This window comes from Leptolyngbya sp. FACHB-60, from assembly GCF_014695775.1.
Classification (GTDB): Bacteria; Cyanobacteriota; Cyanobacteriia; order Phormidesmidales; family Phormidesmidaceae; genus Nodosilinea.
In genome coordinates this window covers 107663-121565 of record NZ_JACJOX010000011.1, presented here as the reverse complement: position 1 = coordinate 121565, position 13903 = coordinate 107663, and the positions used below count along the sequence as shown (strand labels likewise).

Below are 13903 nucleotides of genomic sequence, written 5' to 3'. Positions count from 1 at the left end.
ACCGTGAAAGAAACTCACCCCCTACCGCCCGTGACCCAGGCCGTAACCCAGGAATTTCAGCTTTCAATCACCCCCCTGGGGCCGGACAACTACCTGCTGCGCACCGAAGCCGTAGCTGCTGGGGTACCCCTGGCCGAGGCTCAAGTTACCTGGCCCCTGGAAACCTGGCTGGCCCAGTCCGAGGCGTTATTTCAAGATCCCCTACAGGCCCTGTTCGCAACTTCTGCTGCCCCCTCCTCCACCTCGGATCCCTGGACTCAGCTCGGTCAGACTCTCTACCAGGGCCTGTTTCAGGGGCGCATTCGCGATAGCTGGATTGCCGCCCAGGGAGTTGCTCAAAACCGCCGACAACCCTTACGGCTGCGCCTAGGGTTTAAAGACAGCCGGGTGCAGCGCCTTCCCTGGGAACTGCTTTACGATGACGATCGCCCCCTAGCCACTGGCCTCGATGTCACCCTGTGCCGCTATTACCAAGCCCAGACAGTCAGCGATCTGGCGGCGATGGTGCCACTGTCCCCCGCCAGCGATCCCATCCGCTTACTGGTGATTATCTCGGCCCCCAGCGATCAAGAGCGCCTGGCCCTACGCCAGGAGGTGCAGAACCTTATCGATAGCCTGCAAGTGACCCGCCCCGGCGATTTAACGTTAGATCTGACGATTTTAGAACAGCCGGGGCGGCCTGAGCTGGCCCAGGCTCTAGAGCAGGGCAAGTTCCAAATTCTTCACTACGCAGGCCACAGCGACGCAGGCGATACCGGTGGCGATCTGTTTTTGGTAAATCGTCAAACGGGCCTGACGGAACGGCTCAGCGGCGAAGACCTGGCGGGCCTGCTGGTCAACAACGGCGTTCGCCTGGCAGTGTTTAACTCCTGTCGCGGGGCCTATACCCCCCACGACGATGCCCAGGCTGGCTGGCGCGACCAAAACCTGGTGCAGGCTCTAGTTAACCGGGGGGTGCCCGGCGTCATCGCCATGGCCGAGCGCATCCCCGACGATGTGGCGCTCACCTTTACTCAACTGCTTTATCGCAACCTGCACCAGGGCCACCCCATAGATCTATGCCTCAGCCGGGTGCGCCAGGGGCTGATGTCGGCCTACGGATCAGATCAGCCCTTCTGGATGCTGCCCCTGCTCTACCTGCGTCCCGACTTCGACGGTTACCTCTACGCCCATGACAGCTCCGCTGCCCCAGACAATGGCTTTGGGGATGATGGCCTAGTCGAAACTACCCTGCTGCTGCCTGACTACAGCACCGACCCCGATATTTCTAGTCTGGCGGCAGAGGTCTTTAACCAGCAGGCTAGGGATGCCGCCAGCAATGGCGCTGCCTCACCTCTCTATGACTGGTTGCAAGATCTAGAGCAGCCCGAGCCTGCCGATGCCGCTGTGACCAACTTAGTACAGCGGTTGTCTCAGCCCCAACCTTCAAGTAACGGCAACGGGCCGGGCTCCGATCGCCCCTTGAACGCCGACCCTGCCGAAAGCCTACTGCCCCAGACCCAGCCCAGCCCTACGCCGTACCCCCTGCCCCCGAACCCGACTGCTACTTCGACTGCCGAACTCGTGCCGCCGCTGACTTGGGCGCTTCCTCGGCGCTGGTCGGTGTCTCCTAATTTTCTGGTGTGGGGAAGCCTGGGCCTAGCGGGTTTAGGAGCAGTGCTGGGGCTGGCCACCATCACCCTGATCACCGTCAACCGCCCCACGGTAAGCGACCCGGTTGAGCCATCGGTGGCCAGTGACGCTGGTGGGGTCTCGTCTACGGCCAGCCCGGCGCTGCTGTCGGGGGCGCTGAATGCGATCGCCCTAGGGCGCACCGACACCGCCCGCCCCCTGATCGAACAGCTGCTCGATCGCAACGACCTAACCACCGCCGAGTCAGCGGTGAGCGCCATCCCTGAGTCACAACTGCTCGACCCAGACATGGCCTACGTGCGGGGGCGACTGGCCTGGCAGCAAATGGTCGCTGGCAGCACCGCCGATACCTCCCCCAGCGATGCCCTGCGCGCCTGGACCCAGGCTACCGAGGGTCGCCCTGACTTTCTTGAGGCTTGGGTGGCGCTGGGGTTTGCCCACATGGCTCTGAATGACTACGACCAGGCCATAGCAGCTTGGCAACGGGCAATCAACCTTGACCAAGGCCAGCGGCGCGACATTAACCCCGATAGCGCCCCCCAGGTGGCCGTTTCCGAAACGGTCAACGCCTACGCTGGGCTGGCCCTGGCTTACCACAAGAACAGCGAGCTTGCCATTGCCGCCGAAGAGCAGGCCCAACTCCAGCAGCAGGCCCAGTCCTACTTTGCCCAGACCCTGGCCCTTGACTCCACCATGGTTAACCCCAACGTCCTATCGCTCAACTGGCGGTGGTCGCCAACCCTGATTGGCAGTTGGCAAACCGCTGTCAGCCAGCTGGCCGTCAGCAGCGGCGGCGCAGCGCTAGAGACCAATAACTGAGCTTTTCTCACAGACTAAAGCGGGTGCTAGCATGATTGGATTACTAAGAAGCATTTATGCCCAGCACTCTCGCTATCCTGGCCCATCCCACTCAGGTTACCTTCGTTCTGGATTGGCTTTCAAAGAATGAGGGAGTGTTGACCCACTTTCAAATTATGGCCCCGGCAGAAATGGCCCGAGGCATTGATCAGGGTTGGGATTCAAAGAATATAGAGCTAGTTACCCTCAAAGAATCGAGCCAGGGGGGCGATATTGAGCTGGCTGCCCACATTCTCGCTGGAGAGGTGGCAGGGGTAATTTTCTTCACTGACCCAGAGGCGATCGCCTTCGCCTTTCCCAGTTTTTCGCTGGTGCTGCGGGCCTGCCAACTCCAGGGCATTCCTGCCGCCCTCAACGCCATGTCAGCCACTCTGCTGCTGCGGGGCATTGCCGAAAGCCAGATTGCCTACCTGATTTTTAATCCGGTTGCCGGTCAGGGCAACCCCAATACCGATCTGGCCCTCATTAAAGAGGTGCTCGAACCCCAGATCCTGGTCAATGTGATCATGACCAAACCCGAGGTTGATCCGGCAGAGCAGGCCCAGGATGTGATTGCCCACATTCGCTCCAAAACTGAGCACGACATGGGCCGCAGCCTGATTATTGCCTCCGGTGGCGATGGTACGGTGTCGGCGGTAGCCGGAGCCACGATCGGAACGGGTATTCCCCTAGGCGTGATTCCGCGGGGCACCGCCAACGCGTTTTCGGTGGGCTTGGGCATCCCCACTAACCTGCGCGCTGCCTGCGAAACGATTTTGGCGGGCAACACTCACATAATTGATGCCGCCCGCTGCAACGACATTCCCATGATCTTGCTGGCTGGGTTAGGCTTTGAGGCCGGTATGGTCGATGGGGCCAGTCGCCAGCTCAAAAACGAGCTGGGCAACCTAGCCTATGTGCTCTCGGGGGTGCGACAGCTGGCCGCCGCCGAACCCTTTACCGCCACCCTTGAAATCGACGGCGAGGTGACGACGGTGACCACCACCGCCATTACTGTCGCCAACGTAGCCCCGTCGACCTCTGTGCTGGCCCAGGGGTTAGGGGAAGTTATTCCTGACGACGGCCTGCTAGAGATTACCATTGCCACCAGCACGACCCGGCTCCAGGGCATCAATGCGCTGGCGTCTCTAGTCGCGGCGGCGGCCTGGGGCAACCCAACCCAACGCGACGACATTACCTGTCTGCGGGCTAGGCGCATTAAGGTAACCACCGACCCACCGCAAAAGCTGGTGGTCGACGGCGAGATTTTAGAGATCAACCCAGTGTTGTTTGAGTGCCTACCCGACGCGCTCACAGTATTTGCGCCCCTTCAAACGCTCTAGCTGACGCCAACGGCGCAGTGGCAATGGGTAGCTAGAGGGTCTGCCTGTGAACTCATCGGTGGGATCAAGACTACGATCGCGAACTCAGTGCAAAACCCGATTGCCAAAAAGGCGCTCCGGAAGAGCGATCGCGTAGCCTAGATTCTTGGCTGGGCTGCGCTACAGGCGGTGCCGAGCAATTGAGAATAATGAATAGGATTTTAGATTAGGAGCTGGGGTGTCGCTCAGGCCGATACTCCCTCAGCCAGCAGCGTTCTAGGTAGCGCACTTGATGTAGATACCAAAACCGCCAAGGATTGAGCACGGTTTTGTAGTTGCGACAGAAAACTGGTTGGTGAAGATAGGGCAAGATGGGAAACCGCATTGTTCTAAATAGGATTGATCAATAAGGACGAAGCTGGACTAGCATTCGCGCCAAGGGCTTGTTTCAAGCGCAACACAGCAGTCAGCCAGGGCTGCTTCCTCAGTATAGGCAGATGAAAAAAGAGACCCAACATTGGGTCTCTCAGATGGAAAAATAATTAATAATCGAACACAGTTAGGGATGGAGCTGACGGGAGTCGAACCCGTGTCCGCTCTGAGTATTAACACACCACTCATTCACAGGCTTAGCCCATCTAATCCTCAGGGCCGGAACCGCCACTTATCCCGGACGGCGGGATTCTCTGGCTAAGTCTTAATCAGTGAATCCACCAGAGGAGAATCACTGAAGCATCCGTTGGGGTTTGTCCATAGCTCTTAACGGAGTCGAACTATGGACGCTCGCTAACTAAGTTAGAACTAAACTAGGTTTAGATTAAGCGGCAACAGGTGCAGCTTTACGAGCAAAAGGAACGATGTTGTTCGCATTTACGTTTGTTTTGAGCCTTGATTTACGAGAGTAGACTCACTCTCGGCCTGTATCACAGCATGACTTTCGTCAAAACGTCGAAACCGTTACAGCCCCACGATATTGCTTACTCAACCATTATAGATCATGTATTTGGATGATCGGTATTTCCCTGGTTTCCAAATGGTGCAAGAGAAACGGATCGTGGCTGAGCCGCACTGTCACCGCGATCGCGTCAAGGGTGCTCTGCACTTAACGTTTCCCTGGGGCAGCAAACCAACGATCCCCACGGCAACCTTGATTAAAAATCCCTTATGCCGCCAATAATCTTTCGTAAACTCGATGGTGTAGTCATCAAAGTATAATATTTACTTAATGGTTCTGTTTCTGGCGGGGGTTGCCTACTGGCAGCATGCGCCAAGGCAGGCTCTAGCTTTTAATCACATCTCATAGTCATAATCAGCGTTTTGCCCTATGGGCAGCTGTTTGCAGCAATAAGGACTTTTTACCCCTATGACCACGACCAACGACTCCAGCAACGGTAGTGCCGATACCCCCGAAAAAGAACCAACTCGCTCTACTCGAGGCAATCGCTCTAAGCGTGCCGCTGCTGGCGGCATTGTCAAAGCTAGCACTGAGAACGGCGATGTCATGGTGCTGGCCGACAACACTCGGGTTGTCGAAACCGACAGTCTGCCCAACCATCGTCCTATTGCCCTAGGCACCTTTGAGATCGTGGGTACTCTCGATCGCGCCGGAGTTCGCCCCATTGGTGCTAACACCTTTGAGATTTCCACTGTTGATACTCTGCCCGGTCACCGCCCGGTGGCAGTGAGCACCCTGCATATTGCCGATATTCACACGCTGCCCGGCGATCGCCCCATTGCCGACAATGACGATGTGGATCCCCATCCTTCTATTTTGATGGGCTATCTAGATTAGCTAAACGTCGGGCTGCTGCTGCCCGAACGGATTCCTCTAGAAGAAAATAGGTTTCTCTAAATCCTTCCAACAAAAAAGCTCCTCACTTAGAGGAGCTTTTCTGTTGAGGAAACTGTCTGAGTTGAATCAGCAGTTACCTAGTCTTTAATCATCTCAAATCTATACGGCGGGCACAGGGGCGGGATAAACGCTGACTTTCTTGCCGTTCTTGCCGCGACGCTCGAAGGTAACCACACCGTCTACCAGCGCAAACAGCGTGTCGTCGCCACCGCGACCCACGTTGTTGCCGGGATGAATTTTGGTGCCCCGCTGACGAATCAAAATATTGCCAGCGATCACGGCTTCGCCACCGTAGCGCTTAACGCCGAGGCGCTTAGCGTTTGAGTCGCGACCGTTGCGAGTACTACCTGTACCTTTCTTGTGAGCCATGGGTGTATTCCTTCAACCTACCTACTGTTTAATCTAGCGCGAGTTGGGGAGGCTTAGCTCTCGGCTTCGGCCTCAACCGCTGCCTTCGCAGGAGCATCAGCTTGAGCGGAGGCAGATTCGCCTGCGATCGCCTTGCCGTTCATCTCAATGGAGTTAATCATGACTCGGGTGAGATCTTGGCGGTGGCCCTGCTTTTTGCGGGTTTTCTTCTTGGGCTGCATCTTGTAGACGATAACCTTGCGGCCACGCAGATGGCTGACTACGCTGCCCACCACGGTTGCCCCTTCAACGACGGGCTGACCCACCACTGATTCGCCATCGTTGCTGACAAACAGCACTCGTTCTAAGATGACTTGGTCATCGACATCTAGGGCCAAGCGGTCTACGTCGTAGAAGCGACCCGGCTCTACCCGCAGCTGCTTTCCACTGGTTTCAACAATTGCGTACGTCATTCTTTTACCTCATAACCGCCGTACAGGTGCCAACGACCCCAAGACTGGGGCTCCGCTGGGGGAGGCGTTAGCCTTAGGAACCTGATCCGAGCGCATAAACACAGTCTTTCATTATTACGAAGCAGTTCCAGCTCTGTCAAGGGGGAAGACAGGTTGTCTGGGGCTGCGATCGCGGTGAATTTCGGTTTGTCTGTCGCCTTGCGGCATAGATAGCCCAAGAATGCTGCTATTTCATCCTGATGGGCATCGGGCTGGCCTGGAAAACTGAGTTGGATGTTGAGGCACGTGAGTATGGATGTTTGGCTATTGGCGGCCCAGCTGGCGTTGGGCGGCGGGGTGCTCCCCTTAGTGGCGGATACAGAGGCACCTCTTTACAGAAGAGATATCGCTAGCACGGCGCTGCCCTTAACTAACCCAGAACCGTGCTCCCCTGCTGTCAACCCTAACGATGCTGGGGCCTGCCCCGCAAACGGGGGCAGTATGGCGACGGCAGCCTCGTCGTCGCCTCGGTCGATGGGTGCTGCCCGTATGTCCAGCCCCGAGCAGATTACGACTCCTGGCCGCCGTCCCATCTTTCCCCAGGTCGATCCTGGAGCTCGCCCCGTTACCGGTGCACAACTATACCAGTTTCGTACCGCTGCCCTTCAGGCCGGAGAGATCTACGCACAGGTGGCCCCATACCGCTACATAAACCGGTGGCAGCGGGCGTTTGTCTCCCCTACCCATGGCGACTGGCAGGCGCTGCTGGCGGCAGAGGCGGCCGCTGTGGCCCGCCGCCAGCAGCAGGCCCCGCTAACGGTGATGGTGGGGGATTCGCTGGCGCTATGGCTGCCGATAGACGAGCTACCCGCTGACCAACTGTGGCTGAACCAAAGTATTTCGGGGGAGACCACGACCCACATGCTGGGGCGACTGCACTATTTTGCCGATACCCAGCCCCAAACCATTCACCTGATGGCAGGCATTAACGATCTGAAGAATGGGGTACCTGAGGCTCAGGTGGTCGACAATCTTTACCGAATGATCGCCCGTCTCAAGCAGCAGCATCCCCAGGCGCGATTGGTGGTGTATTCCATTTTGCCAACGCGGCTGCGGGAGGTGTCGAGCGATCGCATTCAGCGAGTCAACCAGCGCTTGGCGGCCCTGGCGGTTCACCAGGGGGCGACCTATGTGGATCTGTACACCAGCTTCAGCGATCGCCAGGGGCTACTGCGGGTAGACCTCACCACCGATGGGCTGCATCTGAGTTCTCAGGGCTACACCCTGTGGCAGGCGGCGCTAGTCAGCTATTAATTGGCTCTATAGTTGGGTGCGTCTCAGAGGAAACGCTGTCAGGATAAGGCATCGCTGTGGGTCGATGGCGCGCCATAATAGGATCAACTATTGCCCTTTGCCAGAGCGAATCACCTGTGCCTAAGCGAGCTGCCAAACCAAAGCTGGGACGACTGCAAAAACTCGACCCTACCGACTATTGGCAGACCCAGGCCGATTTTCAGCAGTGGCTCATTGAGGCAGAGACCCTAGATCTGCTGGGCGAAGCGGCTGGGCTGAGTTTAGACCCACCAGAGACGGATTCCCTCGCTGAGCTGGGCTATGCCCTGCTGAATGAGGCCGACACCGGGTCGCTGGTTTTAGTGGTAGCTCACTTAGAAGAGCCTGACTTACTCGAACTGGGCCAGCTGCTGGCTTGGGCTGCCGCCGAGAATGCTAACGCGGTGCTCTGGGTCGCCCCCGATTTTTCTGAGGCAGCGGCGCTAACTTTTGACTGGCTTAATCAAAGCAGTGAGATCACGTTTTTAGGACTGACCGTAGAGCTCTGGCAGATTGGCAAGGCGGCCATGGCCGCCAACTTTATACCGATGTGCGGAGCTGTAGACGATAGCGAAGCGGATTTAGAAGCCGAAGACACTGAGGACGTTGCCCCCAAGGAGCCGGAGCTACTGACGCCTCTACAACAGCAGAATCTAGAGTTTTGGAGCGGGTTATGCGATCGCATGGATCGCCAGGGCAGTTTGGTTAAGCCCGGTTCGCCCACCCCTGAAGCCACCATTGGCTTTGCCATCGCCCGAGCTGGATTTCGCCTCAACGCCATTCTCGACCGCGACCACGGCAGCCTCTACACCGAGCTGCTGCTCTCAGGCATTGACGCCCAGCCCCACTTTCACCTGCTGGCCGAAGAGCGCGAGGCCATTGTCGACGAAATGGGCCTGCCCCTGATCTGGGACGGCACCGGCGATCAGGCTTGTATGGTGGCTAGCACCCTTGCAGAGGTGGATTTAGACAATCGCGATCGCTGGCCCGATTACCAAGCTTGGTTCTGCGACTGCCTAGAGCGGTTCTACGAAGCCTTCTTTGACCGCATCAAGCGACTCGACGCCAACGGCTATCAGCCCCTGCCCAAGCGGGCGGCTATGACAGATACGCTGGTTTTGCCGGCGCGGCCTCGGGGGTAGAGAGCTAGGAGAGTGGATGGGTGCGTAGCGCATGGGGATAGGAGCTACTGATCGGTGTCCTTGCGGCAGTGGGGACTTTGGGGATTGTTGTCAGCCTTATCTACTAGGTAAGGCTGAGGCACCGACAGCGGCGGCGCTGATGCGATCGCGTTACACGGCCTATTACCAGGGCGACATTGACTATCTGATCGCCACCCATCACCCGACTCAGCGGTACGGGGGGCAGCGGGCCGCCATCGGGCAGAGCGTGGCGACGACCACCTGGTTGGGGCTGCGAGTAATTGCCACCGAGGCTGGACAGGCGGCTGACAGCAAAGGCGTTGTCGAGTTCATTGCCTACTATGCAGACCCTCGACCTGGTCAGGTGCATGAGCGATCGCGCTTTGTGCGGCAAAAACAGCGCTGGTTCTATGTGGACGGAGATGCTCTGCCCCCAGTAGAGCCCAAGCGCAGCGATCCCTGCTGGTGCGGCAGCGGCCAAAAATACAAAGCCTGCCACGGCTGCTGAGGGAAATTTGAAGAATTATCGGAAACGTTAGCCATCCTCTGGGGCGACATTCCATACTCATAGCAATCTTGTCCTGCAGCCTTGTCAGGATGCACCTGGGCCGCTGCTATGACCGACACCCTAAAACCCGCTGAGCTACCCGCTGCATTGACGCCAGAGGCCATTGAGCGGGTGCGGGAGGGGGTAGCCACGTCGCAAAACCCAGCGGTGCGCCAGTGCATTGCGATCGATTTGGACGAGCTGAGTGCGATCGCCCAAGGCACCGCCGATCGGCGCGTGAGCGGTCCCATACGCCGTTGGGTTATGCGCCGCTTTATCAAAGCCTGCTTTCGGGTGCGCATCGAGAATCCAGAGCATATTCCCACCGAGCCCAATGTGCTGACTGCTAACCACCTCAGCCATTTAGACCCGTTCTTGCTGCTGGCCTTTTGCCCCCCCATCCCCTACTACTACATCCTGGGCGATGCCCGCACCCTCTACAACAAATGCTGGAAGCGCTGGCTGATTGGCTGGGCAGGGGGCGTGATTCCCCTAGAGCGCTGGTGGAAGGAAGAAATGGCCGTAATGGCCGCCGCCGACAACGGGCAGGATGATCTCAAACCCCTGGCGGACAAACTTCGAACTCATGTACCCAACGGCAGCTCAATTCAGCAAATGCGGCAAATCGATCAGGCGGTGCAGGCTTTACTGGCCCGTGGCGACGGCGTCATGCTCTTTCCCGAAGGCCGATTGGGAGAACAAGAGGGGCACATGCATACCCTGCGTCGCGGTACCGTGCTCTACGCCATGCGATCGGGGGTACCGATCTACCCGGTGGCGATTATCGGTACCAAAATTCTCTATTTGCGTAAACCAATTACTCTGCGGTTTGGCCCAGCCGTGCATGTGCCCCATCAAGCCCGACCCAAGCGCATCGCCATTGATGCCGCTCTGGCCGAGCTAGAACAAGCTTTTCAGGCGCTATTGCCGTCTCACTATCAAGAGCCCCAGGGGCCGCAGCCATTACGCCACTGGCTGAACCATCTATTCTGGTAAATACTTGCCCTGAGGAATTGAGGGCGATCGAACGGGATCCACCCATCACAGACTGGCAACTAAAACCCTCGCGCCAGTGTGCAGAGCACAACTACTCTAAGCAAAATCTTGGAAAGCCCTTAACGAGATTTGAACTCGTGACCTCTCCCTTACCAAGGGAGTGCTCTACCACTGAGCTATAAGGGCAAGTTGTCGTGGATGGGCCGGGCTGGATTTGAACCAGCGTAGGCGTAGCCAGCGGATTTACAGTCCGCCCCCATTAACCACTCGGGCACCGACCCGCTCTATCCACGATTTTTAATCCTAGCATGGAAGGGGAATTACTTTTGGGCAACTTAAAAAAGTTCTGCCTATTTTTTATTGGTAAGTTTATCGGGCGTAGACAAACCAGGCCAAAGCCCAGCCCAGCAAGAGCCCCAGCCCACCAAACCGCACCGCCTGCCAGAACGGTTCTTGCAGATGCTGCCACGATACAACTCGGCTGGCCAGCTCCAGCTCAAAGTTATCAGCGGCTTCCTGTAAACGAATTACTTCCTGGGCCGAGTGCTGGACGTCCTCCTGCGCACCGTCTGCTGGAATCTGCTGAAGCTGTAGCAAATTAGAGACGCCGACCTTAAGCTGGTGTAGGCGTGCTTCTAGCCCCTCTAGCTGGTGCATAAGCTCCGCGAGAGAACGGGGCGATTCGTCGGCACTGCTGCCTAGGGCGCCTCGCTGGCTGTGAGATTGCTTTTGCCGGTAGCCTAGTTTCATTGTGCAAAATAGAGAAATAGGGATGTCTACCCAGCAGGGCTGCTGGGGCAGGGTATATCTTCTAGTTAACCCCAACTGGTTTCAGTAACTATGGCTTTTTCGTTTGATCCGTCGATGACGCCCCAGGCGATCGCCCGGGCTGCTAAACCGGCTGCTGAGCTAACCGACCTGGAGCTGGCTCAAATACTAGCGGAGCGTTTAGCGGTTAAACCCGCTGACTGGCACCGCCTCAGCCGCGATCGCCGGGTGCGTGCCAGCGAACAGCTGGCTGCGGCCCTAGTATTTTTGCTCAAGCAAAATTCTGAGGAGGCTCTGGTGCGGGTTGAGCAGGCCGCAGGCTGGTTGAATCGCAGTTTGCAAGCGCCCCCCTGCCCTACCCACGGCGATCGCAAAACTCGTCTAGCCGAGCACGGCGGCTCACAAACCTAACCTGTAATATTGCTTGGCGAAATTAATTAGCAAATGAGCGGTAGCCGACGGGGCTGCCGCACTACTTTGCTCAAGTGCAGCTCTCGGCCCTCGTTGTACCAGGTCACCTGGTCAAATATTTGGTAAAGAATATAGAGGCCGCGACCGCATTCTCCAGGGTTGAAGGTGCAGTTGTCATCAACGGCTTCATCGCAGCTACAGGGATGGCTAAACCCGCCCCCTTGGTCAGTAATCACCCACCATAAATGAGATGCTGATGTAGTATATTTAACCGAAATGCACTTAGCCGGATCAAGGCGATTGCCGTGCTTAGCCGCGTTGACAAGAGCTTCCTGTAAGCCTAGCCGCACCTCGGCCTGCCAAGTCGCAGGAACGTCTCTTAGCAAAAGCTCTAGAACAGGCTGCAAATATAGAGTAGAGACGAAACTCAACGTGTCCCACTTTTTCTGCTGTGCAGATGGAGAAGTTGCTATCACTCAGGCCATCTCCAATGTCTTGAGTTTAATAGTGACTAAAACCTCTGACCCGTAGTTCAGAGATTAACCAGTAAAAACGAATGTGTAACGGTCAATAAAATATTTATATTTTTCGTGGCTTGCTCAAAGTTTGCTTTTATGCAAACCCTCTAACAACACTTCCCCAAAAAGTCTTAACCAAAATAGTAGTTAGGCTAGAAACTTGTGGAGATGAAATTGTTGCAAGCGAGCAGTACAACCACTATTTCACTATAGCAAACTTTGCCAGGGCTTCGTCAACGGGAGGTAGCTTTTAAGGCAAACCGCTATTTCAGTACGCCTTTACCTGCATAGGATGCCGGTGAGCAGCATGTTTGAGCCTGCCTAACCTGCGGCACAGCAAACACAACTCTATCTACGCTAAACACGATCGCTAAGGCATGGGAATGCAACCTGAAAAGAAGATTGCGTAATGTTAAGTAACTTAAAAGCGTGAATTTACCTTGGCAAAAATCTTTTTTTAGAGGCCTAGGTGCTGTTTGGCCGTGCTAGCGACAATATCAGACTCATCACTGGTGAGCTGTTGGAGGGCCGATTTAGCATCGGGCTCAGAGAACTGGGCCAGGGACTGCACTAAGCGGTGGCGCACCTGCCAGTCAGGATGGGTGGTGTAGTTGAGCAGCAGTGGGAGGGCACGGCGATCGCCCAGTTCGCCCAGGGCACCAATGGCAGCGGTGGCGATCAGCTCATTGTCTGAGCTTAGAGCCTCTTGCAGGAGGTCAAAGGCCTGGGGCTCGCCCAGCTCACCTAGGGCTGCCACGATGCTAAATTTCACCAGCCACTCGTCGGTGTTGTGGTAAAGCGTAGCTAGCTGAGGGTAGGCACTTTTGAGCTTGAGCCCGCCAATGGTGTCGGCGGCGGCGGCTTGAACATCAGGGTCAGGGTCTTCGGTAAGCGATCGCCGCAGTAAGGGCTCTACGGTGGCTATGTCTTGCTGCCCCAAACTGGCAATCTGGCTAATGGCGGCGTAACGCACTCGAGCATTGCCGTCGTTAGCCGCTAGTTGCACTAGCTCAAAGGCATCGGAGGAGTCCAATTCGCGCATTTGGTTGACCGCCCGCAGCCGATCCCCGTAGTCGTCGGAGTGGAGCAGTTCTCGAACCGAGTTTGGGGTGATAGCCATTTTTGTAGAGATAAATACAAATCTGCTCTCTCTACTATCGGCCATTTTGGGGATCGGCGATAGGGGTAAGGGTGGGGCAGGGAGAGAAGATGAGTGAGGTCAGGGCGATGAGGAGGGTTGATCCCCTTACCGCCTCGTCTTTCCCATCGCCTCATCTTTCTAGGTATAGCTATTGGCCATTTCCCGCACAATGTCGCCTCGGGTGAGGATGCCGACTACCTGGTCGTCAGGATTTACCACAGGCAGACGGCGCACCTGCTTGTCGTGCATCAGGTGGGCGGCTTCGCGGAGGGATTTGTCAGGGGTAATGGTGACGACGTGATCGGTCATGACGTCTTTGACTAGTTGGCCCAGGGCTTTGTGGAGTTCCTGGTTGTACTGGGTGGGGTTCTTTAGATAGATCACGCTGTCGAGCAGCATGATGTAGGCGGGCATGTCGACCCCAGTGGTTTGCCACATCAGATCAGACTCTGACAAAATGCCCACCAGATTGTTGTCTGCGTTGATGACCGGTAGGCCGCCCACGTGGTTGTCGGCCATCAGCTGAATGGCATCCTTGAGCACGGTGTCGGGGGCTACCGAGATCGGGTTTGAGGTCATTACATCCGCGACGGTTTTGGCCATGG

General features: G+C 56.8%; 14 protein-coding genes, 2 tRNA genes and 1 other RNA gene. 8 read left to right on the top strand and 9 right to left on the bottom strand.

The window, feature by feature from the left end:
- Positions 1-30 precede the first annotated feature (30 nt).
- Together H6F57_RS03130 and H6F57_RS03125 are read left to right on the top strand one after the other, a co-directional pair.
- On the top strand, positions 31-2451 hold the full coding sequence (locus H6F57_RS03130) for a CHAT domain-containing protein (protein WP_190629508.1): 2421 nt from the start codon (positions 31-33) through the stop codon (positions 2449-2451).
- A gap of 56 nt (positions 2452-2507) precedes the next feature.
- A complete protein-coding gene (locus tag H6F57_RS03125; RefSeq protein WP_190629507.1) occupies positions 2508-3812 on the top strand; it encodes a YegS/Rv2252/BmrU family lipid kinase in 1305 nt (434 codons plus the stop codon).
- A gap of 542 nt (positions 3813-4354) precedes the next feature.
- On the opposite strand, the gene ssrA is transcribed toward H6F57_RS03125, so the two are convergent.
- Positions 4355-4758: a transfer-messenger RNA gene (ssrA, locus tag H6F57_RS03120) on the bottom strand.
- A 396-nt stretch (positions 4759-5154) separates the two neighbouring features.
- On the opposite strand from ssrA, the gene H6F57_RS03115 reads away from it, so the two are divergent.
- Positions 5155-5583: a hypothetical protein gene (locus H6F57_RS03115; RefSeq protein ID WP_190629504.1), complete on the top strand. Its 429-nt coding sequence runs from the start codon at positions 5155-5157 to the stop codon at positions 5581-5583.
- A 159-nt stretch (positions 5584-5742) separates the two neighbouring features.
- Here H6F57_RS03115 and rpmA read toward each other — a convergent pair whose 3' ends face one another.
- Positions 5743-6012 (bottom strand): 50S ribosomal protein L27, encoded by a 270-nt coding sequence (rpmA, locus tag H6F57_RS03110; protein WP_190629503.1) that lies wholly within the window; start codon positions 6010-6012, stop codon positions 5743-5745.
- Positions 6013-6065: 53 nt separating this feature from the next.
- Positions 6066-6464 (bottom strand): 50S ribosomal protein L21, encoded by a 399-nt coding sequence (rplU, locus tag H6F57_RS03105; protein ID WP_190629501.1) that lies wholly within the window; start codon positions 6462-6464, stop codon positions 6066-6068.
- A 291-nt stretch (positions 6465-6755) separates the two neighbouring features.
- On the opposite strand from rplU, the gene H6F57_RS03100 reads away from it, so the two are divergent.
- From H6F57_RS03100 to H6F57_RS03085, 4 genes are all read left to right on the top strand, one after another.
- Positions 6756-7757, top strand: coding sequence for a GDSL-type esterase/lipase family protein (locus H6F57_RS03100; RefSeq protein WP_199289865.1), 1002 nt, complete (start codon positions 6756-6758; stop codon positions 7755-7757).
- 116 nt (positions 7758-7873) lie between these two features.
- Positions 7874-8917 carry a DUF4268 domain-containing protein gene (locus H6F57_RS28260; protein WP_190629500.1) on the top strand — a complete coding sequence of 348 codons (1044 nt, stop codon included), beginning with the start codon at positions 7874-7876 and terminating at the stop codon, positions 8915-8917.
- Between the two features lie 31 nt (positions 8918-8948).
- Entirely contained in the window at positions 8949-9425 is a 477-nt protein-coding gene (locus H6F57_RS03090; RefSeq protein WP_190629499.1) for a YchJ family protein, read from the top strand.
- A gap of 108 nt (positions 9426-9533) precedes the next feature.
- A complete protein-coding gene (locus tag H6F57_RS03085) occupies positions 9534-10460 on the top strand; it encodes a lysophospholipid acyltransferase family protein (protein WP_190629497.1) in 927 nt (308 codons plus the stop codon).
- Positions 10461-10574: 114 nt separating this feature from the next.
- Here the strand turns inward: H6F57_RS03085 and H6F57_RS03080 are convergent.
- The 3 genes from H6F57_RS03080 to H6F57_RS03070 all read right to left on the bottom strand — a co-directional run bounded on the left by H6F57_RS03080 (position 10575) and on the right by H6F57_RS03070 (position 11210).
- Positions 10575-10646, bottom strand: a tRNA-Thr gene (locus H6F57_RS03080).
- A 13-nt stretch (positions 10647-10659) separates the two neighbouring features.
- Positions 10660-10741 (bottom strand) — tRNA-Tyr (locus H6F57_RS03075).
- 88 nt (positions 10742-10829) lie between these two features.
- Positions 10830-11210: a DUF2203 domain-containing protein gene (locus H6F57_RS03070; protein ID WP_190629495.1), complete on the bottom strand. Its 381-nt coding sequence runs from the start codon at positions 11208-11210 to the stop codon at positions 10830-10832.
- A 114-nt stretch (positions 11211-11324) separates the two neighbouring features.
- On the opposite strand from H6F57_RS03070, the gene H6F57_RS03065 reads away from it, so the two are divergent.
- Positions 11325-11639 carry a DUF6439 family protein gene (locus H6F57_RS03065; RefSeq protein ID WP_190629573.1) on the top strand — a complete coding sequence of 105 codons (315 nt, stop codon included), beginning with the start codon at positions 11325-11327 and terminating at the stop codon, positions 11637-11639.
- Between the two features lie 26 nt (positions 11640-11665).
- On the opposite strand, the gene H6F57_RS03060 is transcribed toward H6F57_RS03065, so the two are convergent.
- The 3 genes from H6F57_RS03060 to H6F57_RS03050 form a co-directional block, all read right to left on the bottom strand.
- Positions 11666-12115, bottom strand: coding sequence for an ATP-binding protein (locus H6F57_RS03060; protein ID WP_190629493.1), 450 nt, complete (start codon positions 12113-12115; stop codon positions 11666-11668).
- 499 nt (positions 12116-12614) lie between these two features.
- The gene (gene nblB / locus H6F57_RS03055; RefSeq protein WP_190629491.1) at positions 12615-13277 is read right to left on the bottom strand and encodes a phycobilisome degradation protein NblB; all 663 of its coding nucleotides are present in this window, start codon (positions 13275-13277) and stop codon (positions 12615-12617) included.
- Positions 13278-13436: 159 nt separating this feature from the next.
- Positions 13437-13901, bottom strand: a complete 465-nt coding sequence (locus H6F57_RS03050; RefSeq protein WP_190629489.1) for a CBS domain-containing protein — start codon at positions 13899-13901, stop codon at positions 13437-13439.
- Positions 13902-13903: the final 2 nt, after the last annotated feature.